The following is a 24,815-nucleotide window of genomic DNA, read 5'->3' as shown; positions in this document are numbered from 1 at the left end:
ACGATTGGTGTAGTATATACCTTATATATACTAAACGTATCAAGTACTAACTTTCTAGATGGGAGGGGAGTGCGTTTTTCATCTTAAATAAGATGAATTACTGTAATTGGGCAACAATGAATTACAAACCTTAACTTACAGACAATCACTATGCATGCGTTGTAGTATGTAACAAATTAACCCTATTAGATTTGAGATGGTATCAATGGAAGATAACCTAGTTTGTACTGTATGTATTGGTGAAGAGTTCTTAAGTCAGCAGATAAATAGCCTTAACGTTCAAACTTGTGATTACTGTAACGAAAGTTTTCCTTGTACGAGAATCAGAGATATATCATCTCAAGTCGAAAACGTTCTAATTAAACATTTTAAGCGGACGCCAAATAGTCCAGAATCATGGCAAGAAGCTGCTTTACGGGACAAGGAAATTGACTACGAATGGTATAGAGATGGTGACCCACTATTAGATGTCATCTGTGAGATACTGCAAGTTAACCAACAAATAGCTGAAGATGTACTCGAACTTTTACCAGAAAAGTCCACATATGATGATTTCGATGAGTGCGCACATGATGAGTCTGCACATTATATTGACTCTCGTAATGTTGACCCTGAGTGGGAAGCAATGTGGCGAAATTTAGAGACATCAATAAAATCAGAAGCTAGATTTTTTAATCAAACTGCTACACAGGTTCTAGATGAGGTTTTTAATAATGTAGGTGACCTAAAAACACATGTCGGCTCACCAGCTATTGTCGCAGCTGGACCAAAAACAACGATCGAATACTTATATCGAGCAAGAGTTCATAGGGATGATTTTTCTCTTCAAAAAACACTGTCTTCTCCAGATACAGAACTAGCTCCTCCTCCTTCATATTTAGCTTCTGCAGGGCGAATGAACCCTAGAGGGATTTCATGTTTTTATGGGGCTATAGAACAATCTACAGCCATATCTGAAGTTAGGCCCTTCGTTGGTAGTTATGTAGTTGTTGGTAAATTTGAAATTATACGACCGTTAAAACTTATTGATATTTCTGCGTTGCGAGATATTAGAGCAAATGGAAGCCTGTTCGATTCAGATTATTATAGAGCTGAGCAGCAAGCTATTTTTTTAGAGACTCTTAGCAATCAAATATCACGCCCAGTTCAGCCTCATGAAGCTGAACTGGAGTACCTTACGACGCAGCTTGTTGCTGAGTATTTAGGCGTTAAATGGGATGGAATAATCTTTTCTTCTTCTCAAACGGCAACACCTTCTAAAAATATTGTACTCTTTCAGCAGGCATCTAAGGTCGCAATTATTGATAAAGAACCATACTCTGATGTAAAAGTTAAACTTTTTGAAATTGATGAGGATTCACGCTATTTTTCTCCAACGGTGACTAGAATGGTTTTTGAGTCCACATCACCTTCAATAAAAACGGAGGGCAATAAGCCTCCAGAACATCAAATTAATATTGACGAAAGTTCGAGTAACGAACGAGTTGATACCTTAAAGATTGATGGTAAAAAGATTACTGTTGAGGTTATCAAAGGTGTAAATTACACCTCAGAAAGCCACGAAGTGATAGATTATTGTTTTACCTATAATGAAGATGAATTGTTCTAGGTTTTTCTGAGTGCTTGATTTCAGTTGTTGTAATTATTGCTACAATATTGAAGTGTAGAACTTTAACATAGCCTGTAAAAACATGTTTTTTAGTGATTCCATAAAATAAAGAAGCTTGATTTTTTACCAACACAGCTACATCTAATATTTATAACCTTCAAATATCTGGCAACAACTCGGTGACATTACACTTTAGTGCCTCCGCTAATTCGTAGACTTTCTCAAGTGTAATATTGACTTCACCACGCTCAATACGACCAACATAACTTCTATCTATCTCTGCTACTAGCGCTAGTTTATCTTGAGAGAGTCCCTTTAGCTTTCGGACTTCTCGTAATCTTTTCCCAAAGCTTGCTGCTAAGTCTTTCATTTATGGTCCAGATAAAGACTAAAACTATCCTTAGTTGCGGTATATAAATCCACGGACTATAATCCGTATTTTCAGATAGAGTAATTGAACTCCGGTAACCATCAAACATGCCCAACAAATCAGTAGACTTAGACCATTCCCTTTATCAGATCCTGATTGAAAACCAACTAGATAATTTCTCAGTGTTAGAACTCAGAGATACATTTATGAAGTTCACCAATTTAGGACAAGATAAACATAAAGTAAGGCGTTTCGTTTACCGGCATATCTTACGCTTAGAAAGACTGAAGCTACTGGAGAAAGTAACTGAAAAATCATTAACAAAGCCTAAGTACCAAAAAACATCCCAGTTTTCTAAAACGAAATGGAATACAGCGATTAAAGGCAGTGAACTTGAGTCTGAACCAATTGAACTCAAGCACCAAAAGGAAAATCGTTTTTTTCCTAAAATTACACTTCAGAAGCGACTTGAGCAATGCGAAAGTGATTTTCTGGCGTGTATTCATGAGTTTGAAACCTATAAAAATCTGTGTTTGGATTATCCTCATTTAGCGGATAGCTTGCTTGATATCCAACGGAAAACCAAAACGCAGAGTTCCAAGCTTGTTGGTGAGATACGAGCAATTAAGATGGCCCTTACGTTATCATGATGTCTCTACGACAATGGCAAGAAGAGTGCGTGAAACTGACGTTAGAGCGTTATAATGAAGGTCAACCGCACTTCCTTTGTCTAGCTACCCCTGGGGCTGGAAAATCTGTTATGGCAGCAGAAGTTGCTTTTCGTCTTTTCAAGGTAAAGAAAATTGATTTTGTGTTGTGTTTCTCTCCTTCTACTTCCATCTCACAAGGGTTGGAGCAAACCTTTACTTCACGTTTAAACTGTCGTTTTGATGGCATCATTGGTGCTTTAGGAGCATCCTATACCTATCAAAATTTACAGTTCTTTGATCGCCAGTTTTGGGAGTTGATAAAAAACAATCGCGTACTGGTGATTTTTGATGAAATTCATCACTGTGCTGGTTCGAGCCTTAATGATGCGAATTCTTGGGGAGAAAAAATAATTGAAAATATTCAATCCCAAGCAACATATACTCTCGCTCTGACGGGGACGCCATGGCGTTCTGACAAAGCTCCAATATGCTTATCTAATTACACAGATCCCAATAATCAAATCGAATGTAACTATGTTTACGGATTAAGCCAAGCTGTGAGCGATGGTGTTTGTCGTTCACCTAAAATTGTTTTAATCGATAACGCAAAAATCACCATAAGAAGCGCAGAGTCTGAATCAAAGAATTTTTCTTGTATTAATGATTTTTTAAAAGACTCTTCTGGGTCATATCAGGCGATTATTAATGATGAAAAATGTATGGAGTACTTGCTTCAATGTGGCATAAACAAACTAGAAAAAATCCGGAAAAATAAAAAAAATGCAGCCGGATTAGTTATAGCATCATCTGTTGAGCATGCATTAAAGCTGTTCTCAATATTATCCAGAAAATACAAAAAAAACACTGTTTTGGTTACCTATAAACATGACGATCCAGCCGGTAAGATAAACCACTTCCGACATAGCGAAGCAGAATGGATCGTAAGTGTTGGTATGGTGAGTGAAGGTACTGACATACCTCGCCTTCAAGTATGCTGTCATCTAAGTCGAGTTAAAACCGAACTCCACTTTAGGCAGGTATTGGGCCGGATCCTTAGAGTAAATAGGGGGGATAATCAAGAAGCATGGCTATACACATTTGCTGAACCGAATTTGGTTAAATACGCACATAGGGTTGATAAAGAGATCCCAGAACAGAATCTACTTTTTTGTGACGATATGAGCGGTGTATTCTTTTCTTCTTTAGAAAAAAAAGAAAATGGTTCAAAAGACATGATGTCTAACCTAAGAACCGATTTAGGAGAGTTTAATTCTTTAAATGAAAATAGTGATGAATTCCAGATCATGGAACCATTAAGCTATTTAGCAGAGTCGCATGAACACTACTTTGATATTGTAGGGAGTTTTAGACAACAGATAGTTGATGTATTTCAATAGATAGAAATGGTGGAGGGAGTAACTAAACTAGTGCAATATGAGACTGTCGTAGATAAAAGTTAGTATGTTTAATTAATGACTCAATCTATGTTCAGTAAAACAACATTACAATTACCGAGAATCTTAATGTTATTTTGGACACCTGATATCACGAGTCATTTTTGTAATTGGCTCAACTCAACAACTGAGCAAGTTCTGTGCTGTGAACTTAGTCCCTGGAATGGTATCAGTTCTTCTGAATTTGAAGGGAGGTTATCTAGTGACAGTAGTCGTTCATGTGTATGTTTAAATGTTAATGGGGAGCATATCAACGGGATTATTGATACGATCTGGCGACATGCTGCCTCTAATGAAAAAGCTGTTGAGGCATTTCTTAACAAGATTGGCAAGTATCATAGCGATGAACTAAAAAAACAAATTAATTCAGGCTCACAGCCAGATTTAGGCATCTATGATTGCGTTGATCTGCTATCAAAATTTGAAGGCGATACACTGTTATGTATTCGCGTCAGTGACGCTGTATCGAATTATTTAATGCCTTGGGTTGAGTATATTATTAGCACTACAGGTATTAAAATTCTTTTTCTCCCGAAGAAAATATGTAGGATTTCCCAATTTAACGGTCTAAATAGGATCGTTCTTCCAGAGTTATCTAAAGTGTGTATTGTCGATACATGCCAGAGTGCTGTTTATAAATTGACAGGATATCATATACCGCGTTCTGAGTTAGATATTGCACTAGCTAACAGCTACTCCCTGAACGAATTTATATCAATAGTACAAACGGCTACTTTGTCTAAATGTGCTATATCATCTGTAGTAGATCAACCATTTCTTAGCCGATTATACTCATATGACGTTAAACCTAATTAGAATGTCTATCAGTCGTGCCTAAACAGTTGTTATCTGTCTTGTATTGGTATTACGTTTAAGCCTTCTCATTTCTCGATCATATAAAGCAATTGTTGTGAGTGGATTTATTAGTATGAGCAGTTACATAGTAAATCAAACTTGCTTACAGAAACACAGAAAGCAACCATATTTTTCCGAACGTTCATAGACAACCACACTCCGAATCGTAATAACTGGATGTATGATTTGAATTCTTAATCTAACTTATGATGTTAAAGGAATTGAAGTTTTATCGAGTACGCTTTCTAGGGGGATATTATTATGACGCAACTTGCGTTACGCAAGGTGCATCATGAGGTAGAAACTAGCCATATCATTTTTTATATCTAACTTTGTTTTTGAGATATGTTTAAGAAGCTCCCTCAGCCATTTTATCTATAATTGTTGTTAACTTTTTAGGTTTTTAGCATTACAACTAAAGATTTACTTTAATGCTGTAATGTTATTCCTATTCGCTTTAGCAAGCTGCTTACGTAAATCTATATTTTCATAATTAAGATCATCAATCCGAGCTAGCGCTTGAACTAATTTATCGTTGAGGTGATGTTGTGCTGCTGCAAATAGAGCTAGCTGATCTTTTATTGATTCATATTTTTCTTTATAGTTTTGCTTGATACGTTTTTGTTCGTTGAGCTTGGATCGCACTGATTGAATATCTGTTTGTACATGTATGCCGTTATCAGTAGCTATATTTGCTTTGGTTTTTTTTACCTTTTCAACAAACTCAGGGTAATAGTAGCCACTACCATTACCTAGGCTCGCTTCTTCTTCAACAGCCCTTACACTAAGTTTTCTTGTTGTAGGGATATGTTTAGGCTTACCTTTTGCAATCCGCTCTAATGCTGCTTCTAATGCGATTAAGGTGTTTTCACTTTTTCTCATAGTTTATATCTCCGTGACCTTAAGTTCAGCTTCAAAAGGTGTGAATTTCATATGAAAATCGGTCATTACATTTTCAGCGGCTCGTATTTGTGTGATGTAATGACTTCTATCTGTCACTGAGATATCTTCTCCTATTTCCATGTAACGAACTAAATTGTTATGTTTGTTTTGCCACCATTTTGCTTGGTCTTTGTCTATAATGCTTCCTTGTCCATTGCAATCTACACAAAACTGAGGAATAACAACACCATCCATATCGCAATCATAACCATTTTTGCAGTAGCTATGTGCTGTTCCATGTAAAGTTAATGTGCCTTTTTTAACTGCTTCATAGATTGTTTCCCAAGAGCTATAAATAGAAGGGATATCTCCTCTCATTTTTACAATAGCTTTTCCATATGAGCCTGATAGTAATTCGTCAGTGTGCCATTGCTTGAATATCTTATTCGTGGTCATTTCTGAGTTAATGATATCCAGAGTTTGCTGGATGTTTTTATCAATAACTAATTCACGAATACTAGCCAATTGCCCTCCATTGGTGTACCACTCAGTCATTGAAAGGTAGAGATGCTTAAACTGTTGCTTTAGAGCAACTTTGGTCCCTAGCCGGTGTTTGATGGTGTAAAAAGCTAGTGAGCGACGAAACTGGTGAGTTGCTAAGGGCCAAGGCTGTCCAATTACAACACTCTCTTTAATTTTGTTCATTGAGCTAGGATTTGATTCAATACATTCTTGATAATCTTCTTTGGTAACAAGAAAACCGAATTGCTTACAGAAACGATGTAGTCGTTCATTCCAAGTACTAATTAATACGGGAGGTCTTGAGCGTAAAATTTGGTTGCACCAAAGTAAATTGGTGTAACGAGGATCTGGATATTCGACTTGGCCTCGCCATGCTTTTGTTAATGTAGATACTAATTCAATTGCTTTTTCTGCAATAGGTGCTGCAACCCAAGTTTCTCGTTTTTCACCGAGTTTAAATGTATTGGATTGGAGCATATGAAAAACATGGTCATTAAAATTATCTTTGTAATAGCTATTGGGTGTGAGTTTATCTAACTCAGAGTCACGCATACCAGAAAAGCCTCCACAAGCGATATAACAAGCTGTAATTAGTTGTCCAAAATATTGTTGGAAGTCCCTGCCGTTATGGATCTTTCTACCTATTTTTTGATTGGAAAGTGGAGCTATAATAGTTTTGATCTCTAAAGGTAGATAATCCGCAATAGCGGTTAAATATTTACGATTATTAATAATTTCACGAGCATTGTTGGTACAAGTTAATTGAGTGCCATTTCGGATCTTGGTATCAAGTATATGTTTAGCTTCTAGGTAGTTTTTTTGTAAGTTAACTTCTGTGTTAGCAATTAATAATTTGTAAGGTAGGGCTTCTTCGATTAATTCAATAGCTTTCCCATAAATTGAGTCACTTAATCGTTCTGGGATTACGAGAGTTTGCTGAGCTTTTTTGTTACTTAGTTCTCTTGATAGTTTTACTGTTTCAAATTTATTTTTGAAGCCAAATGAAAACTGAAGCCAAGATTCGAGATCCATAGACTTATTAATAGAAACAAAAACTTTATCTAAAGTGTTTTGACTATAATCTTGCTCTATTAGGGCATTTTTGAAATCTTCAAGTGTTCTACAATCTGATAACGCCGAAAGTGACTTTATATTCATTAGTTTAAGATGTCGAAAGACTATATTTACTTTATATAACCGCTGAATAATAGTTGTGAATTTAGGGGCTTTCCCGTTATTACTTTTATGAAAAAGCCAACCATAAGCTAATAATTTGAGTTCAAGTTGTAACTCAAATGCATCATCCCAATCTTCAAATATGAATGAATAGTGGCTTTTGCTTCTGGCATAAGGCTTAAGATTCCATTTACTTTCACCAAAACGAGCCGTTACCACTCCATTTTTATCACGACAGACAACGACATTATTAAGTGCATTCCAATCTTTTTTATAAAATAAATGAATAATATCAATATCTTTATGTTCATATTGTTTGGGGAAATCAATAGCATATAAATATGGATTACTCATCAGTTCAATTCCTTAGGCATCTTTGAATGTGTTTTAGGTATCATAGCAATGATGGATTCAGCATCATCCCAATGGGGATGTAAGCCTTTATCGTTTAACATGACTTTGGCTTGTTTTAGAATGTTTTTTTTCAGTTTTGGTATGATATTTTCTGTAATGAAAATGATTGTTCTTTCAAAGTTTTGGCGATAATGATGCGTATTTAAATGTAGGTACAGTGACTCTTTAATACACTCTTTAAATGATAGGAGGCACCAAATATCGCTTACCGATTGAACTATGACCTGTTCTGGGCACCCAAAGCATTTTAGTAAATCAGCACATGCCAGTTTTTCACCATCTTTCAGCAAATTTCTTTGTTTAGCTTTTCTATTGTATGCCTCAGATTTCTCCCCAAAAGGGTTAGCACAACTGCCTCCGTTTGGAGTGCGAGATAATTGAGGGAAATTCGTTCTGTTTTCTTCTTCAATGGTAAGTACTTCAATACCAAGAGATATTTGAGCTTCTTTAGCACTGAGTTTAGTTATTGCCTGTTCTTGGCGGATAGATGCAACATCTTGCATTATGGCATTGTTGGTATGTTTGTTACCTGTAGAGTAATGTCTTTTTCGAATATGTGGAGTGTTGTCTAGTGTTATGTTATTGGCTAATTCTCCTTGATAGGCTGTTGTGATCTGTGACCCAGTTTCTCGAAAACGGCTGATTGTAGGTCTAAGTCTACGACCTTGTTGATCGATAAAAGGAAAGTGAACTTGTAACCAGCGCCTGTTAAAGTCCTCAAGGGTTGTTCCCGTAAGGGGATGTATATTTTTATACGCAATAGTCTGGAGTAATAGGGCATTATTAGAATTATCTAAGGCTTTTGATACCTTAAGTAAGGTATCAAAAAAGGTAATGCAGTATTTGGGTATGTCTAAGAAGCCGTGCTCACCCATTTCAATAGTAATCGTCTTGAAACTTCTACGTTTAAACGCAGGCATGGTATACCAAAGTTCCCCAATTGATATTGAGGCATTATTTGGACGCTTTAACTTAAGTAAAGTACCCGTGTTTAAGTAGGTGTAATAGCTCATTAAAAATGTGGCAGCGCACATCATCTTTGAAACAGCACCACAAAGATTGTAGTCTTTTTCTTTCCAATGAAAAATCATGGTTTTTACATTGTTATGTGCTTCTATGTGCTTCTTGGGGTTTTTAAGGAATTGTTTAGAGGTCTGATTAAAAAGTTGCCTTAAAAATGGAAGAAGTTGATTTAAATCACTTCTCGTATATGCTTCGAACGGTTCCAGTTGATCTCGACCAACTGATGGTATATCTCGAAACCAGTTGGCAGGTAGGTCGAGGTAATCGCGAAAAATAACTAACAGATTAGACCTTTTTCGGTTGTAGCTTGTATTTTTTAGGTCACCAAGCCTCACTTGCTCGAAAAGATACTGAAAATGGCTTTCTATAGAATTTTTATTGAATGGATTGATGCATTCGCTATCACACCATTTTATGTAATTAGTTATGCTATAAAACAAGTGATAAAGTGTACTATCTGAAACTCCTTCTTCTTTTTTTTGTTCATACTCTTCTATGAGTTGAAAAATAAAGTTGTCTCGATTCGCTGGCTTGAAGGTATTTTTTTTGTGTAAACTTTTGGTGGTAGGGACTCCTTTATAGAATAATCGATTGAAATCACAATACCGATTGTTACTAACATCCATTAAAAAATATAAGTCCTTATCCCATCCACTTAGGTAAGTCACTTTATTCATATTCATCACCTATAGCTTCGTGCATGATAGAATCTAAAATACCAAATTTTACCTTGAATATTTCTTTTCGCTTGAGGAAACGCAGATACTTCCAAGTGGTGCTTTCGTTTTTATGTCCCATCCATCCCATAAGAAGCTCTAAGGACTCTATCGTTCCTAAGTTAGCCTCTAATAAATCATTTAGTCGATATGTTCCGTAAGTCGCTCTAAGATCGTGAAATCGGTATTTGAATGTTTCATTTATTTGTTGAATATGAATTCTTAATTCAGACCATCTGGCTTTTACTGTCTCACTTGTAACAGGGTTACCTTGTTGGCTGATAAATAAAGGTTCGTGGCGTCTACATTGTTCTAGAATTGCTATAGTTTTATTATTTAGTAATACTTCATTGACGCTAAGTTGCTTTATTTTTGTATATAATTTATTGGCTCTAATTAACCTGCGCTCAGACGCTTGGTATTTACGCAAGGCTTGAAGTAAATCGACAGAGATTTCAATACGTCTTTGTTTATCGAATTTAGTTTGAACTCCAGTGGCTTGAGGGCACAAGGTTATTTCATAACGGTGCTGACTCTCAGCTATGGGAGTTGCGGTGTGTAATGCATCTAGGGTGAATGTACTAACTTCTTCAACTCGCATTCCTGTGTCTATAGAAAGTAGTACTTGTAGTCTCAATTCTTCTGAAGCATAGGGTAGAGAGTATATTAATAAATCAAGTGAATTTTGAGTTAAAGGAGAGAGAGGGCGAATATTTTTTGAGGTGCTATCTCTAGGTACTTTGATTCGAAGATCACTACTTTCGACTGTAAACACTGGTTTGATATGTGCCAACATTCCTAGGTTATTAACGTTAATTAATTCTATTTTAAATGGAGCTTCTTGTTCCCTTTTAATTTTTAGATATCCTTCGCTCATAGCCCATAGATAATAATTCTTGATGTGATTCATATAGTGATTAGCAGTGCTATGTGCTAATTCTCTAGATTTAATCGACTTGAGTAAGTATGAACGAAATTGATAAGTAGGCTTTAGTCTTTTGATTGGGGGAAAGTGATCCCACTTTAATTGTTCGACTTCTAGAAATTGATAGTATTTTAGTAAAGCCTGAGAGCATGGATTTAGGTCTTTAGCGCCTTTAATGGCTTTAAGATAAAAGAGGTAGCTATTTGGCTCGTGAAGAAATTCTCCATCTTGATTAAATAGAGTCGGAAGAGAACCAATATTCCCTTTGAATGGAGTGCAATGGTAAGAACCATCATTTTTGATGTGTAGTTCTGTTTTCTTAAAAACATCACTGGATTGGATTAATAAAGTCATTGCTCACCTAGAAAATATCACTGACGATACATACAGCATAGTCAGTGAATTTTTATTTTCCAGATTTACAAACGTGTATTTTATGTATTTCTACATTAACGTGTCATAGTAAACTTTGCTTCAAGTCTTGTTGGGCGTACTGCTGGCGGCTTAGGTATTGTTACGGTCGTGGCGTGTATGTTTTTTGCCGCTATTTCTGGTTCATCTCCTGCAACGGTTGCTGCCATTGGTTCAATGATGGTTCCATCGATGATAGAAAAAGGTTACAACCGTCATTTTGCAGGTGCATTAACTGCATCCGCAGGCTCACTTGGTATTCTTATCCCACCTTCAATTCCAATGATTATTTATGCGGTTACGGCTGAAATATCCATTGGTGATATGTTTTTAGCAGGGTTTATTCCTGGTGCGATGATCGGTACTGGACTTATCTTAGTCGTGTACTGGATCTCTAAACGTCGTGGGTATAAAGGCCAAGATGAAGACTTTAGCCTACAGCAAGTGAAGACCACCTTAAAAGAAGCAAAATGGGCACTACTAACACCAATTATTATTCTTGGTGGTATCTATTCGGGTATTTTTACTGCGACAGAAGCTGCATGTATTACGGTAATTTATACCTTAATTATTAGTTTGTTCGTTCATAAGGAAATGAAGTTTAGTGATTTACGCCCAGTGATCGTTAAAGCCGCACTGACGACGGGGTGTGTCATTATTATATTAGGCTTTGCTACGGCATTTGCTCGTTACTTAACGATCAGTCAAATACCACAAATGATAGGCGAACTTATTCTGTCATACACTAATAACGCGACACTTATCTTAATGATTTTTGTTGTGCTTATTATGTTTACTGGCCTGTTTATCGAAACGGCTGCTCAAATACTTATTTATACCCCACTATTTTTACCTATTTTGGTTCAGCTTGGAGTGAGTCCATATCATTTCGGTATCATTTTAATTGTTGGTACTGAGTTAGGGCTTATTACTCCGCCTGTCGGGGTTAATCTCTTTGTAGCAAAAGGCATAACAGGATCATCAATGGTTCAGTTAAGTCGAGCAATCGTACCATTCTTATTAAGTATGTTATTGGTTCAATTCTCTCTCGTTTTACTTCCTGAAGTTATTACGTTCTTACCTAATCTGTTTGGTTAATTGGTGATGATATGAAAATTGTAAGTTATGAAACATTCATTGTTCCACCTCGTTGGGGCTTTATCAAAATAGTCACTGATGAAGGCATTGTCGGGTGGGGAGAACCAAGCTTAGAAGGGCGAACACACACGGTACATACTTGTGTTGATGAAATGATGGAATACCTAATAGGGAAAGATCCTAGGGATATTGAATTACATTGGAACTATCTTCACCGTTCGTCATTTTATCGTGGTGGTCCTGTATTCATGAGTGCATTAGCTGGTATTGATCAGGCTTTGTGGGACATAAAAGGGAAGGCATTGGGTGTTCCTGCTTATCAACTCCTTGGTGGAAAGTGTCGAGATAAAATTCGTACTTACTCATGGATAGGGGGAGATCGCCCAGACGATGTGGTTCGAATGGCTAAAGAAAAGCAAGATGAGGGATTTACTGCGATAAAAATGAATGCCACAGAAGAGCTTAATTATATTGATGATTACAGTAAAATAGATGCTCTGTTAACTCGTGTGCAATCCATCCGAGATGCGGTTGGATCTGATATGGGTATCGGCATTGATTTTCATGGTCGAGTGCATAAAGCGATGGCAAAAATTCTTATGCGAGAACTTGAACCTATGCACCCAATGTTTGTGGAAGAGATTGTTTTACCAGAACATTTAGATGCGATTCATGAAATAGCGCAGTATGGAGCAATCCCAATTGCAACGGGTGAACGTTTACACTCTCGTTGGGATTTTAAAGCACTTCTTGAACGTGGTGGTATTGATATTATTCAGCCTGATGTATGCCATTGCGGTGGCATTACTGAGATGAAAAAAATTGCGAGCATGGCTGAGACTTATGATGTTGCTCTTGCCCCTCATTGTCCTTTAGGTCCGGTTGCATTGGCTTCATCTGTTCATGTAGATACGTGTTCTCAAAATGCGATTATTCAGGAGCAGAGCATTGGGATTCATTATAACAAAGGTAATGATGTTCTTGATTATATTGATAATAAAGATGCTTTTTCCTTTGACGAAGGCTATTGCCTAAATTTAGAAGGGGACGGTTTAGGCGTTGAGATTAATGAAGCATTTATGCGAGAGCAGGGCAAGATTAATCCACGCTGGCGTAATCCTCACTGGACAAACAAAGACGGTTCATTTGCGGAGTGGTAATCATGAGTAATTGTAATTCTTGTAATCAATGTGGCACACCGCATTTTAATGATATTTTGAAAGAAGATAATGGTGCACTAAAACGCGCCTTATATAAATCTATGGGACATTCAGATGAAGGGTTGCGTAAACCCATCATTGCCGTCGTAAACAGTTATACCAATGCCACGGCAGGTCACGCTAATTTAGATAAAGTTGGTGCAGAGGTTATTAAAGGGATTGAAGAGGCCGGTGGAACAGCCATGACTTTTGGTACGATTGCTCCATGTGATGGTATTGCAGAAGGTCACATAGGAATGCGATACATTTTGGCTGCTCGTGAGGTGATTACGGCATCAATTGAAGTGATGGTAAGAGCTCATAATTTTGATGCAATGGTACTTCTTGGCTCATGCGATAAAATCGTTCCAGCAATGTTAATGGCAGCTGCACGTCTAGATATTCCTGCAATAATGGTTAATGGTGGACCAATGTATCCTGCAGAATACAAAGGTAAACATTGGGATGGAAATATCGTAACGGAAGCCATTGGATGGAAAGAGCAGGGCCAGATTGATGAAGAAGAATTTCGCCATATTGAGGATATTGCAGAGCCAACTGTTGGCTCATGTACCATGTATGGGACAGCTAATACCATGTCATGCTTAGCCGAAAGCTTAGGGATGACATTACCACAAACCTCAACAATCCCTGCAATTGCGCCAGAGCGACTCAATGTTGGTTATTTAAGCGGTAAACGTATTGTTGATATGGCATACGATGGAGTTAATGCTCGTCAAATTATCAACAAAAAATCAATTCATAATGCTATTTGTTGTTTATTAGCAACAGGTGGTTCGACTAATGCCATTTTACATCTACAAGCACTTCATTATGAAGCCGGATTAGGTGAACTCGCATTAGAGGAGTTTGATAAATTAAGTAAAACTATTCCATTAGTTGCCTCTATTTATCCTGCATCTGAATACGATATGATTGATTTTCATGAAGCGGGAGGAATGGCTGCGGTAGAAAAAGAAATTGCTTCTTTGCTTCACTTAGATGCGATGACAGTTGTCGGGACAAAGGCGGAATCTCTTTCTCAAATTACAGAAACGACTCGTCGTGAAATTATTAAGCCTTTGTCATCTCCATTCTTAAAAGAAGCCGGTGTTGGTGTTTTAAAAGGGAATTTATCTCCTTTAGGGGCTGTGATTAAGCCAGCTGCTGTTCCTGCAGATATGTTTACCTTTAAAGGAAAAGCCGTGGTCTTTGATTCTGAGATAAGTGCTATCGAAGCCATTATGGATAAAAAGATTAAAAAAGGCTCTGTACTCGTTATTCGATATGAAGGCGTAAAAGGTGGTCCGGGCTTACCTGAGATGTATAAGCCAATGAAATTGTTAGAAGGTATGGGACTCGCCAATGAATGTGCTTTGATTACTGATGGTCGTTTTTCTGGCTCTAATCGAGGGTTATTTGTTGGCCATATCTCACCTGAAGCCGAAGAGGGTGGCGTTATCGGTTTGGTTGAAGATGGCGATACAGTTACGTTTGATTTGGATAATCGAGATCTTACCTTAGAGGTATCTGAAGAAGAGCTTGATAGACGCAGACAATATTGGGCACCAATTAATAAACAAACACCAAACGGGTTTATGGATTTGTATCGTGAACGAGTAGGAACCTCTGCCACAGGAGCTATTTTACGATGATAAATGCAAAAGACATTTATGGGGTAAACCCTATTGTTGCTATGCCCTTTTTAAGTAATGGTGAAGTTGATTTTATTAGTTTTATTAAATTATTGGATCATTTAAAACAGACACAATGCCACGGATTAACGCTCTTTGGTATTGCGAGTGAGTTTTATAAATTAGGTCAAAATGAGAAACAAATATTAGCAACAGAGTTTATTGGTAGTTTAAAAGACAGTGATATTTATAGCTGCATTTCTGTAACTGAACACTCTACAGAGCTCGCTGTAAAGGCGGCAAGAGAATATCAGAACAAAGGTGTCGACTCTCTAATGCTATTGCCACCATTCTTTTTAAAGCCGAGCAATAAGCAAATTATTGAGCACATTCGAGCGGTATTAAGTGCTGTAACTGTGCCTGTATTAGTGCAATACGCACCAGCTGAAACAGGGTTGCCTATTGAACCGAGTGAAATGAACGCACTAGCAAAAGAGTTCCCTCACGCGGTCTTTAAAATTGAATGCAATCCGCCTGTTGAATATACGCAAGAGCTATTATCTCTTTGTCCTGAAGCGGTTGTGATGAACGGTTATGCTGGATTGTTCATGCTAGATATGTTGAGTATCGGCGGTAAAGGCGTGATGCCGGGATGTTCGTTTACTGAGGTATATGTTCAAATATACCAACATTGGGTAAGTGGAAATCGTAGTCGAGCGAAAGAGTTACATAATACACTGTTCGAATACATAACTGAGTGGATGGGACATTGTGAATATATTATTGCTATTGAGAAGCGGATTTTGCAGAAGCGCGGCATTATCAGTTCCGATTATAATCGAAAGCCTGACTACCAATTAAATGAACGTGATGAAGAAAGGATAGAACAATTTCTTAGTGAATTTAAATTGAGTTATAAATAATGTTACATAGCCTTTATCTAGATAGTTAAAGGCTATTTTATTTGTTTCAGTTCTTTGAATGGATTGCCTTGGCAGGCTAAACACCGTAACATTCTGTTTGTTTCGAAACTTGTAAAATAGCTCGTTTTAGATGCACGATTAAAAAAGAATCAATATAGCCCAGTAAGAGTATGTAATTATGAACAACGATGCAGACATCATCACAAACCTAGAAGATCTAGAAACGTTTTTAATCTCAATTGAAAATGGTGGTTTTGGCTTAACAAATGTTGCCGGCATTGCATTAGCAACAAGCAATAAAGATGGTCGCCGTTTTGTTGCCGTATTGGATGATAAGCATCAGCTTTTACTGTCTCGTTGGGTAACAGAGGAAGTGTTTCAAACGGGTCAAGATTTAGTGCGTAACGGTCCAAGCCGAACAACACATTAATTATTGTTCTGAGTTCTATTGTTTCTAACTAGGAAAACTGATTTATAAAGTAATGGTTAGGAACAATAGAAAGTAATGATTGCGCATATGAAGAAAACAAATACCATTGCTTCAATCAGCCACTCTTTGTCATCCCAACCTAATAGTTTTATCTCTGCTTTTGTGAGTTTGATTTCCAAGTCTTCAAAATCATCATTTAAATCGCACATAGCCATTCCTTTTTATGTCTGAAATTTAAAGTGATCTTATCGTTCCTTTTAGTTTAGAAAAATTGAATAATTTAAAACTAGTGTTTAATTAAATTAAATAAATGAAAAAGAAGATAAGGGGCGCCACTCCCTTTTTATCTACTGTTTATTTGATTGTATCCTTTCGATTCATGTACTTAGCGATAAAGTAAGGAGGAATTAAAAAGATTAAAAAATAGATGGATTCATGGATGAATATGGATGCTATTTTCTCTTCATGGTTTAAGTAAGCAAATAAAGCCGATATATCCAAAAGGATATAGAGTGTTGCTAATACACTTGAAATGATGAAAGCCAAGCCGAGAATATCTCTTTGATAAGCTTTTGATATCGTCATTTTTATTCCTTCAAAAATGTTAGGTACAAAATAACTTACGCCTAATCATCCGGTGATTTTTTGCGCTATATCAATAATTATTTTTTGTGCGTGGAAAGTAAGATTTACTATTTGATAATTAAAGAAAAATTGGATTATTGCTGTTAATTTCGTTCTTTTATAGTGCTAATTAATTGGTAATAATTAACACTTAAATAACTATTTTTATACAACCTCTTGATAAGAAAGAGAAAGTTTGAGAATTATAAGTCAAAAGTCTGGTTTCATAATATGAAAGTGGTAGCATGATCTGGTGTGTTATTTAAGGAATAGAAAAATGGTCACCACCACTCCAACGCGTTTTAAAGTTAAAGTGAACACAAGCAAAGGAAGCTCTTATTGGACACTTAGTGGTTCTACAACCATTTTTGAAGAAGCTGTTGTTTTTACTATGGAATCCATGCCAGATTTCTTTCGACAGTCGCTTAATCAGGATTCAATTGAATTATTACCTGTTGAGTAAAAGAGAAAAATGCAATTTGTAGTGCATGAGTATAAAGGACAACGTTAATTTAGCGTTGTCCTTTTTATTTAATAACTACAAATAGCTACATATGTAGATGATTTATCTGCAATGATGCGTTATTTTTAATTTATATGAGTGCAAATAACAATATTGTTAGTTATTAATAAATAAATTTAAGGGTTGGTTCTCATTCTGTTAAATAGAAAAAGTTGACACTTAAGTTTGGGACTTATGCATCAAATGGTGAAAGCTTCAGATGATATAAAGGCAAAAAATACACCTACAAAAAGTAGGTGTTAATAATGTCATTATAATTCTGGAGTAGTAGTATGCAAGACAATAATGCACGATTTCCCACGATAGCTAAGGTTTTGATCCTCAGACAATTTTTATGGGGTGCCGCTTTTTATGGTGCCTTTGTACTTCTCACTAAATTCTTTCTCGATGATCTTAATTATAGCGAAGCTGACACCATCATGATGATGGGGGCCTTTGGTGCGGTTGGCCCTGTATTTTCTGCCGTTGGTGGTTTTTTAGCCGATAAGTTTATAGGTGCATTTCGTGCTGTATACATAGGTTATGCCACTTATTTAGCTGGTTTTTTATTACTAGGTATTGGTGCGAGTCATCTTAATGTGCCTATGAGTATTCTGGCTATTGCCTTAATTGGCTTTGCTCGTGGATTATCAGCAACATGCCCAACGGTTCTTTTTGGTAATTCATATTCAGAGACGAACCGCGAGGCTTTTCAACAAGGTCTTACCGTAAATTATTCAATTAACAACCTTGGCTCTTTTTCTGCTAAATACCTTTTTCCTTTTTTAATTGCTTACCTAGCTTACCAAGGCGTATTTTTTGTATCTGCTATTTTAATGGCGCTAAATTTACTTATGTTTTATAAGTTCCGTAAAGAGCTAGTGAGTGTTGGTAATGATTTAGATAAAACGCCACTGCCATTAAAAACTTGGGCACTGTTTTTTGCTGGTTCAGCAGCTATGCTCGGCTTAATATTTTGGATTTTCTCAAATCTTGATACAGGTAAATACATTCTTTATACCTTAGGCTTTGGCGCTATTGGTTACTTTATTTATGAGATAACAAGAGCGACGCGTGCATACCAATACAAAATGGTCGCAGTATTAATTACGGTTTGTATTCTTATTGTGTTCTATTTCTTTTATGGCCAAATGTTTACCTCAATGAACATGTACGCCATTAATTTAATGGATGATACGTTACTTGGTTTTATTCCTATCCATCCTGAATCGAATATGGCGTTTAACCCTCTATGGTGTTTTGTTCTTGGTGGGCCAATGATTCAACTTTATGCATGGTTAGATCGCAAAGGCTATTCACCAACAATCCCGACTAAAATTGCGGGTGCATTTATGCTAAGTACGATTGCTTTTGGATTGTTAGGGCTTTCTGCTGGCTCAATTGGCGAAAATGGCAAAATATCAGCGGACTGGATTTTACTGGTTCATTTTTTCCAATCGGGTGCTGAGCTTATTGTTGGGGCTTTGGGGGCTGGGTTTATTTTTGAAATGGTGCCACGTTACCTTGCGGCGTTTTCAATCGGTTTACGTGCGGTTGCTATTTCATTAAGTGGCATTTTAGCTGCGGTAATTGCAACGAAAATCGCGTTACCAAAAGACATCGTATTTACACCAGAAGTGGTGGAGACGGTATACACCAGCTATTTCTATATGCTAGCGCAAGTGGCTGCATTTATGGCGGTATTGACGCTAGGGTTATCTAAAGTTATTCAAAAATTAATTGCGCGTGGTGAAGCGTTAGAAGCAGAAGAAAAAGCGAAAATATCAATGGACCCTGAAGTTCAGAGTTAAAGCTTAATATTTTTGTAATAAAAGGGCGAATTTCGCCCTTTTTTAGTTATTAAGGTTTCTCGCCATCTTCTCTGCAATACGCTTAAATTCAGCGATCTCTTCATCAGAGAGATCCATCGACATCTTTTCAAACATACTTTTATCAATCCTCGAGATTTTCTTCATGATCTCTTTTCCATCTTCAGTGATACGAAGGCATTGGCTGCGTTTATCTTCAGGGTTTGGTTCTTTAATGATGAGTTCTTGTGCTAATAAACTGCTTAAGAGACGTGTTACTTGAGCTTTATCGCGATTTAAATAGTTAGCAATATCAACGGCTGTGCAATGCGGTTTATGGTTAATTATTTTGATAACACGCACATGCATAGGCGTGATCCCAAGATCTAACTCTTCTATTTGATCATGTAAATTGCGTTTAAATGTATGCACTAACGTGAACAAGCTATCTAATGATTTTCTATCAGACATAAATATTACCATTTAAAATATGGTTGACATTGTCAACTAAAAATATATAGTTGATATTATCAACTTAATTGAGTGTTCTTTCAAGGGGAGACTCAAATCAGTTTGTTGTTATTTACGACACAATTAAGATTATTAGAAGGTAGAACTATGATCCCTAAAATTAGAAAAGATAAGTGTTACCGAGTGACGATTGAAGAGATAACACCAGAGCAAGAAATAGCTCAAACATTAGCGTTTGAATTTCAAGATCGTGAAGATGTTTTTAATATCGTGAACAAATTAAAGCAAAAAAGTGGTTTAGAACCAGAAACAGCAACAAAGGTAGGCGTAGCATTGCGCTTACTCGGCCCTGTTATGATGGCAAACCGTAAACATGAATTGTTTGCTGATTTTATGCCGCACTTTAAAACCTTTATGCAGAACTTGAAGAGTAAAGTGAAAGGCAAATAAGAGAATATTAAAAATTCGAAGTTGAATGATAGGTATCCATATTAGCTACGCGATATAGCATAACTAATATGGTTCAGTCGTTAGAGGTGTGTTGGTCTCTACCGTCTCTGCTTACGCTCTCCGCTTTTTAAAAGCATACCAACCGGCGCTTAGTAAGGTTTTAAATACTACACCAAATGCACTTAATTGAGGATCAGCTTCCTTTCCATCTGCAATACGCCACATTTGGTGTTCATACCAAACAAGCCCAACCATTGCCATTTTATCTAATGCAGGTTTGCCCGTTGTAGGTTCTGCTAGTGGCATCCCATGGCTTGGATCTTCAATTAGTTTATTAGGAAAATCAGGGTCAACTGCCATAGTTCGTGCAATGCCAATAAAGTCAGTTGCAGAGGTGTTTAAGGCTTCATTCATTGCTGGAGCAGTACGAAAACCACCAGTGACAACCAAGGGTGTATTGACCAGTTTTCTTACTTTTTCCATGTAATCCATAAAGTAAGCTTCACGTTTAACGGTGCTTTCTTTTATAGGCTTATTTTTATTTTTGGCTCCCATCATTGATGGACTCTCGTAAGTACCGCCGGATATTTCGATTAAATCGATGCCGTTATCACTTAGAGTTTGTACAACCTGCATGGACTCATCTTCTGTGAATCCACCTTTCATAAAATCGGCACTGTTAAGCTTAATGCCCACCGGAAAAGTATCACCAACTTCTTTACGGATAGCGCGATATACTTCGAGAACAAAACGCAGTCGATTCTCTAATGATCCACCCCATTTGTCGTCGCGTTGGTTGTGTCTTGAGGATAAAAACTGGCTGATAAGGTAGCCATGAGCACCATGAATTTGTACTCCAGTAAAGCCTGTTTGCTTTGCTAGTTTGGCACTGGTAGCGAATTTAGTAATGATCTCATGAATTTCACTCTCAGTGAGGGCTCGTGGAGTATTAAAGCCTTTTTCTAACCCACGCTCTAGTGAGATAGCTGAGGGAGCAACAGGGTTAGCACATAAAAATTTGGGGATTTGCTTACCTGGATGGTTAAGCTGCATCCATATGTGTGAGTTATTTTGTTTTCCGGCCTTAGCCCACTCAGTAAATAACGTAAGGTCACTTTTTTCATCTAAAACCACATTCTTAGGCTCGCCAAGGGCGGTTCTATCCACCATGACATTACCTGTCATCGATAAACCAATACCACCTTTAGCCCAACGCGCGTATAAGGTTACTAAACCGGAAGTAGGGTTATGCTGCTTATCGCCAAGCTGTTCACTCATTGCCGATTTGAATAGACGATTTTTAATAACTTGACCATTGGTAAGAGTAAATGGCTGATTTATCGAATTCATGTGTGCTCGCAGTTAAATTATTATGTTGTTAATTAGTATGCCTTATTTTTTTGATAGTTCCGAATGTTGAAACTAAGTCTATTTCATTATGTTCACAAGTATGATTATTCTGGGGATGTAATAGAATAAAGGCTATCATTCATTACCTTCTCAATTTGGTTGATGTTGTTATGCCTACTGTCTCTTTTTCACTGATCCCAACAGGGGTTAGGTTTATGTTTTTGTCTGCGCTTGGATTTGCGCTCATGTCGGCGTGTGTAAAATACGTGAGTAATTACGGTATTCCTGTATTTGAAATTGTGGCAGCAAGGGCATTAGTTTCTTTGATCATTAGCTATGCAGATGTGAAACGAAAAGGCATTTCGATATGGGGAAAGAATAGGCCATTACTTCTTGCTCGTGGGGCTGTAGGCACAACGGCTCTTATGTGTGTTTACTATGCAGTGACGACTCTACCTTTGGCTGAAGCAACCATTTTGCAATACGTCCATCCTATATTTACCGCATTGCTCGGTGTATTGTTTCTTAAAGAACACATTCAAAAATCAACCATGATCTGCATTGCGTTCTGTCTTGCTGGGTTGTTTGTCATGGTTCAACCAAGCATGAACACTGGCAGTACAAGTGAATTGCCTATTTTTAGTATCGCTGTTGCTTTGTGTGGTGCGTTAGGGAGTTCGATTGCTTATGTGATAGTTAGAAAACTCAGTCAGACAGAAGACAGCTCCGTTATTATCTTTTATTTCCCATTAGTAGCATTACCTATATCAAGCGTACTGATTTGGAATGACTTTGTATGGCCAAGTCTATTCCTTACGATGATCTTGATTTTAATCGGTATTTTCACGCAAATTGGGCAATATGGATTGACCAAAGCAATGCAAACCCAAGCCGCGGGTAAAGCGTCTGCTTACTCTTATGTACAGATTGTCTTTTCAGCGTTATTAGGTGTCTGGATATTTAATGAAATTCCATCCATTTGGACCTATCTAGGTGGTGGATTGATTGTGACTGGTGCGCTAATTAACGTATTCGGGAAACAATCTGTCACTATCCCTAAGAAAAGTAATTTGAAATAAAATCAATGAAGCGCTAATTTATTTAAGTTAGTGCTTACTTTCTTTATGAGTTAGGTATGACTAAAGAGTTATTATTACTCAGACAGCTTTTGTTTTAAAAAATCAACAAAACAATGGACTTTTAAGGGCGTATAACGACGTTGTGAGTAGATGGCATTGATCGGTAAATTCTGGCCTGAATATGCCGTCATTATATGACGTAAACGGCCTGCTGTTACTTGTTCTTTAGCCATCCAAATAGGTAAGAAAACAATGCCCACACCAGTTAAGGCGACATCTAATAATACGTCACCATTATCGCTCTGAAAGTTCCCCTTCACGGGTACAGAATACGCTTTATTTTTATGATTAACCTTTCGGAACCACTAAATGGGGCTGATTGGAAATTGGTGGTGGTTTATCGTGGTAAGCATTGTCCGTTGTGTACTCGTTACTTAAATGAGCTAGAAACACTAAAAAGTCGTTTTCTTGAACTGGGAGTGGATATTGCTGCGGTATCAGCTGACAGTGAAGCCCAACTAACGACTCATATGACACAATTATCAGTGAGTTTTCCGATTGCTTATGGCTTGAGTGTAGAGCAAATGCAAACGTTGGGATTGTATATTTCAGAGCCTCGTTCTGAGCAAGAAACCGACCATTTATTTGCTGAGCCGGGCCTTTTTGTTATTAATGAAAAAGGGCAGGTACAAGTCATTGATATTTCAAATGGACCTTTTGTTCGTCCTGATTTGAATGTATTACTCTCTGGCCTTGAGTTTATCCGCAATCCAGAAAACAATTATCCTATCCGTGGTATGTATAATTAATCGCAGGCGGCAAGTAATAGATTTATAAATAAAAAAGGTAATTGAACCCAATCAATTAACCTTTTTTTGAACCGTTTGAACTATTTGGCAGAATTACTTGATGATATTCACTAATAGTGACGCTTTAATTAAGCTCGTCATATGAAGCGATTGCTTGCTTTAGTTGCTCAAAATCAGGGCTGCATAAATGCGGTTTGAGTGCATTGAATTTATCAGTAGGCCAATCGTAAACTTTAAAAGACAGCAACTCTTCTATCACGGAAGGTTCAAAGCGATATTTCACATGCTTTGCTGGAGAGCCTGCAACCACGCTGTATGGCTCAACATCTTTGGTGACGACACTATTTGCGGCAATAACGGCTCCTTCTCCAATCGTTACGCCGGGCATGATCATTGATCTCATGCCTAACCAAGCGCCGTCATGAATGTGAGTGTCCCCTTTGCTCGCATAAGAGTCGTCGATAAAGTCCATAAATGGGTATAAACAAAACCAATCTGTTCTGTGGTTATGGTTTCCGCCCATTAAGATAATAACTTCAGCGGCGATACAGACGTAGTCACCAATATGAAGCTGATCGATTTCCCATCTTGGCTCCCATTGGCGGCTGATTTTATCTCCGTGTAAATACCGAACAACAGAGTCTTCAAAGCCGTTATCCCAGCAATCGCTGTAATAGCTATGAGTGCCTTTAATGTGAATGTTTTTGTTGGTTACAACTTCATGGAGTAACTGAAACGTTGACCAGTGCTTTTCTTGCATAATAAACCTTTTAACTTATATAAAAATAATGGGGTTGGCATTAATTTAAAATAAGTCAGTGGATTCTAGGCTGTTTCAGTAGGGGGATAAGCTTCATGATTATTGTCCTCACAATTTGAAGGGATAATAACACATTGATTTGTTTTATGGGGTACTTCTGATATTTAGAAATATCGAGAGGCAAAAACAAAAAAGGCATTAGCAAATTTAACTCTGCTAATGCCTAGAACTTGTATATTGAGCGTTATTAACGCTTATTCAACGTCACAATCCATACAGCTTTGTAGAGCAACTTCGTGTTCAAATACCACTACTTCGTTACCGTCTTTTAGCAACTCAGCGATTTCATCTGCCACTTCTTTCTCATCATCAGCTTCAATTTGACCTTCTAGCTCTTCTTCAGAGTAACCGTAGAAATTCAGCAATAAGTAATCACGAGCTTCAGCTTTAGTACAAGTTACGTTTACTGAAAGATCAGCTTCAACGTTACCTTGCTCGATAATAGCAGCCAATTGTGCTTGAACATCATCTTTCATTGTTGCTGTTAACCAACCAAGATCAGTGTTCACTTTGGTTTTTTTACAGTTAAAACAAGGCAGCTTGTGAAAGTAATATTGAAAATTAGTCATAGGTCATTTCTCTTTGAGTGTTGTATAGCAAGATTATGCGCG

General features: G+C 37.2%; 26 protein-coding genes. 14 read left to right on the top strand and 12 right to left on the bottom strand.

What is annotated here, in order from left to right; all coding sequences use genetic code 11:
• Positions 1-205: 205 nt before the first annotated feature.
• On the top strand, positions 206-1,609 hold the full coding sequence (locus AVFI_RS14565) for an RES family NAD+ phosphorylase (RefSeq protein ID WP_188863913.1): 1,404 nt from the start codon (positions 206-208) through the stop codon (positions 1,607-1,609).
• A 157-nt stretch (positions 1,610-1,766) separates the two neighbouring features.
• Here the strand turns inward: AVFI_RS14565 and AVFI_RS14560 are convergent, their stop codons facing one another.
• Positions 1,767-1,979, bottom strand: a complete 213-nt coding sequence (locus tag AVFI_RS14560; protein WP_054776224.1) for a helix-turn-helix domain-containing protein — start codon at positions 1,977-1,979, stop codon at positions 1,767-1,769.
• Positions 1,980-2,185: 206 nt separating this feature from the next.
• Here AVFI_RS14560 and AVFI_RS14555 point away from each other — a divergent pair, with 206 nt between their 5' ends.
• The 3 genes from AVFI_RS14555 to AVFI_RS14545 all read left to right on the top strand — a co-directional run bounded on the left by AVFI_RS14555 (position 2,186) and on the right by AVFI_RS14545 (position 4,899).
• Entirely contained in the window at positions 2,186-2,629 is a 444-nt protein-coding gene (locus AVFI_RS14555) for a hypothetical protein (RefSeq protein WP_236782104.1), read from the top strand.
• Entirely contained in the window at positions 2,626-4,026 is a 1,401-nt protein-coding gene (locus tag AVFI_RS14550) for a DEAD/DEAH box helicase (RefSeq protein WP_188863912.1), read from the top strand. Before AVFI_RS14555 ends, AVFI_RS14550 begins: the two co-directional genes overlap by 4 nt.
• 75 nt (positions 4,027-4,101) lie before the next feature.
• Positions 4,102-4,899 carry a hypothetical protein gene (locus tag AVFI_RS14545; protein ID WP_054776222.1) on the top strand — a complete coding sequence of 266 codons (798 nt, stop codon included), beginning with the start codon at positions 4,102-4,104 and terminating at the stop codon, positions 4,897-4,899.
• 462 nt (positions 4,900-5,361) lie between these two features.
• Here AVFI_RS14545 and AVFI_RS14540 read toward each other — a convergent pair whose 3' ends face one another.
• From AVFI_RS14540 to AVFI_RS14525, 4 genes are read right to left on the bottom strand one after another with little or no spacing between them, the layout of a single operon-like run.
• Positions 5,362-5,820 carry a hypothetical protein gene (locus AVFI_RS14540; RefSeq protein ID WP_054776221.1) on the bottom strand — a complete coding sequence of 153 codons (459 nt, stop codon included), beginning with the start codon at positions 5,818-5,820 and terminating at the stop codon, positions 5,362-5,364.
• 3 nt (positions 5,821-5,823) lie between these two features.
• Positions 5,824-7,872, bottom strand: a complete 2,049-nt coding sequence (locus AVFI_RS14535; RefSeq protein ID WP_199414919.1) for a hypothetical protein — start codon at positions 7,870-7,872, stop codon at positions 5,824-5,826.
• Entirely contained in the window at positions 7,872-9,632 is a 1,761-nt protein-coding gene (locus tag AVFI_RS14530) for a hypothetical protein (RefSeq protein ID WP_188863911.1), read from the bottom strand. The genes AVFI_RS14535 and AVFI_RS14530 overlap by 1 nt, the downstream gene beginning before the upstream one ends.
• Positions 9,625-10,950: a tyrosine-type recombinase/integrase gene (locus AVFI_RS14525; RefSeq protein WP_199414918.1), complete on the bottom strand. Its 1,326-nt coding sequence runs from the start codon at positions 10,948-10,950 to the stop codon at positions 9,625-9,627. The genes AVFI_RS14530 and AVFI_RS14525 overlap by 8 nt, the downstream gene beginning before the upstream one ends.
• A 105-nt stretch (positions 10,951-11,055) precedes the next feature.
• On the opposite strand from AVFI_RS14525, the gene AVFI_RS14520 reads away from it, so the two are divergent.
• From AVFI_RS14520 to AVFI_RS14500, 5 genes are all read left to right on the top strand, one after another.
• Positions 11,056-12,105: a TRAP transporter large permease gene (locus tag AVFI_RS14520; RefSeq protein ID WP_272872605.1), complete on the top strand. Its 1,050-nt coding sequence runs from the start codon at positions 11,056-11,058 to the stop codon at positions 12,103-12,105.
• Between the two features lie 11 nt (positions 12,106-12,116).
• On the top strand, positions 12,117-13,265 hold the full coding sequence (dgoD, locus tag AVFI_RS14515) for a galactonate dehydratase (protein ID WP_065624547.1): 1,149 nt from the start codon (positions 12,117-12,119) through the stop codon (positions 13,263-13,265).
• 2 nt (positions 13,266-13,267) lie between these two features.
• Positions 13,268-14,959 (top strand): dihydroxy-acid dehydratase, encoded by a 1,692-nt coding sequence (gene ilvD / locus AVFI_RS14510; protein WP_188863604.1) that lies wholly within the window; start codon positions 13,268-13,270, stop codon positions 14,957-14,959.
• Entirely contained in the window at positions 14,956-15,861 is a 906-nt protein-coding gene (locus tag AVFI_RS14505; protein ID WP_054775697.1) for a dihydrodipicolinate synthase family protein, read from the top strand. The genes ilvD and AVFI_RS14505 overlap by 4 nt, the downstream gene beginning before the upstream one ends.
• Before the next feature lie 178 nt (positions 15,862-16,039).
• Positions 16,040-16,291, top strand: a complete 252-nt coding sequence (locus AVFI_RS14500) for a hypothetical protein (protein WP_005421716.1) — start codon at positions 16,040-16,042, stop codon at positions 16,289-16,291.
• A gap of 56 nt (positions 16,292-16,347) precedes the next feature.
• On the opposite strand, the gene AVFI_RS14495 is transcribed toward AVFI_RS14500, so the two are convergent.
• Both AVFI_RS14495 and AVFI_RS14490 read right to left on the bottom strand, forming a co-directional pair.
• Complete coding sequence (locus tag AVFI_RS14495; RefSeq protein WP_005421718.1) at positions 16,348-16,500, bottom strand: hypothetical protein; 153 nt, start codon at positions 16,498-16,500, stop codon at positions 16,348-16,350.
• A gap of 145 nt (positions 16,501-16,645) precedes the next feature.
• On the bottom strand, positions 16,646-16,876 hold the full coding sequence (locus AVFI_RS14490; RefSeq protein ID WP_005421723.1) for a hypothetical protein: 231 nt from the start codon (positions 16,874-16,876) through the stop codon (positions 16,646-16,648).
• A 316-nt stretch (positions 16,877-17,192) separates the two neighbouring features.
• On the opposite strand from AVFI_RS14490, the gene AVFI_RS14485 reads away from it, so the two are divergent.
• Both AVFI_RS14485 and AVFI_RS14480 read left to right on the top strand, forming a co-directional pair.
• Positions 17,193-17,378: a hypothetical protein gene (locus AVFI_RS14485; protein WP_005421726.1), complete on the top strand. Its 186-nt coding sequence runs from the start codon at positions 17,193-17,195 to the stop codon at positions 17,376-17,378.
• Positions 17,379-17,710: 332 nt separating this feature from the next.
• A complete protein-coding gene (locus tag AVFI_RS14480) occupies positions 17,711-19,228 on the top strand; it encodes a peptide MFS transporter (protein ID WP_065594691.1) in 1,518 nt (505 codons plus the stop codon).
• A gap of 42 nt (positions 19,229-19,270) precedes the next feature.
• Here the strand turns inward: AVFI_RS14480 and AVFI_RS14475 are convergent, their stop codons facing one another.
• Complete coding sequence (locus tag AVFI_RS14475; RefSeq protein WP_054775696.1) at positions 19,271-19,696, bottom strand: MarR family winged helix-turn-helix transcriptional regulator; 426 nt, start codon at positions 19,694-19,696, stop codon at positions 19,271-19,273.
• Between the two features lie 147 nt (positions 19,697-19,843).
• On the opposite strand from AVFI_RS14475, the gene AVFI_RS14470 reads away from it, so the two are divergent.
• A complete protein-coding gene (locus AVFI_RS14470) occupies positions 19,844-20,146 on the top strand; it encodes a DUF3861 domain-containing protein (protein WP_017019947.1) in 303 nt (100 codons plus the stop codon).
• Positions 20,147-20,257: 111 nt separating this feature from the next.
• On the opposite strand, the gene AVFI_RS14465 is transcribed toward AVFI_RS14470, so the two are convergent.
• Positions 20,258-21,496: an NADH:flavin oxidoreductase/NADH oxidase family protein gene (locus tag AVFI_RS14465; RefSeq protein WP_069582632.1), complete on the bottom strand. Its 1,239-nt coding sequence runs from the start codon at positions 21,494-21,496 to the stop codon at positions 20,258-20,260.
• Positions 21,497-21,666: 170 nt separating this feature from the next.
• On the opposite strand from AVFI_RS14465, the gene AVFI_RS14460 reads away from it, so the two are divergent.
• A complete protein-coding gene (locus tag AVFI_RS14460; protein ID WP_069582631.1) occupies positions 21,667-22,575 on the top strand; it encodes a DMT family transporter in 909 nt (302 codons plus the stop codon).
• 74 nt (positions 22,576-22,649) lie between these two features.
• Here AVFI_RS14460 and AVFI_RS14455 read toward each other — a convergent pair whose 3' ends face one another.
• Positions 22,650-22,895: a LysR substrate-binding domain-containing protein gene (locus AVFI_RS14455; RefSeq protein WP_236783569.1), complete on the bottom strand. Its 246-nt coding sequence runs from the start codon at positions 22,893-22,895 to the stop codon at positions 22,650-22,652.
• 24 nt (positions 22,896-22,919) lie between these two features.
• Between AVFI_RS14455 and AVFI_RS14450 the strand changes: the two genes are divergently transcribed.
• Complete coding sequence (locus AVFI_RS14450; protein ID WP_236733486.1) at positions 22,920-23,384, top strand: peroxiredoxin-like family protein; 465 nt, start codon at positions 22,920-22,922, stop codon at positions 23,382-23,384.
• A gap of 124 nt (positions 23,385-23,508) precedes the next feature.
• On the opposite strand, the gene AVFI_RS14445 is transcribed toward AVFI_RS14450, so the two are convergent.
• Both AVFI_RS14445 and AVFI_RS14440 read right to left on the bottom strand, forming a co-directional pair.
• Positions 23,509-24,144 carry a CatB-related O-acetyltransferase gene (locus AVFI_RS14445; RefSeq protein WP_054775692.1) on the bottom strand — a complete coding sequence of 212 codons (636 nt, stop codon included), beginning with the start codon at positions 24,142-24,144 and terminating at the stop codon, positions 23,509-23,511.
• Between the two features lie 254 nt (positions 24,145-24,398).
• Positions 24,399-24,773 carry a hypothetical protein gene (locus AVFI_RS14440; RefSeq protein WP_012534861.1) on the bottom strand — a complete coding sequence of 125 codons (375 nt, stop codon included), beginning with the start codon at positions 24,771-24,773 and terminating at the stop codon, positions 24,399-24,401.
• Positions 24,774-24,815 lie beyond the last annotated feature (42 nt).

The organism is Aliivibrio fischeri ATCC 7744 = JCM 18803 = DSM 507 (assembly GCF_023983475.1).
Classification (GTDB): domain Bacteria; phylum Pseudomonadota; class Gammaproteobacteria; order Enterobacterales; family Vibrionaceae; genus Aliivibrio; species Aliivibrio fischeri.
Note: the sequence above shows the minus strand (reverse complement) of the source record. Positions and strands in the feature narration are given on the sequence as shown.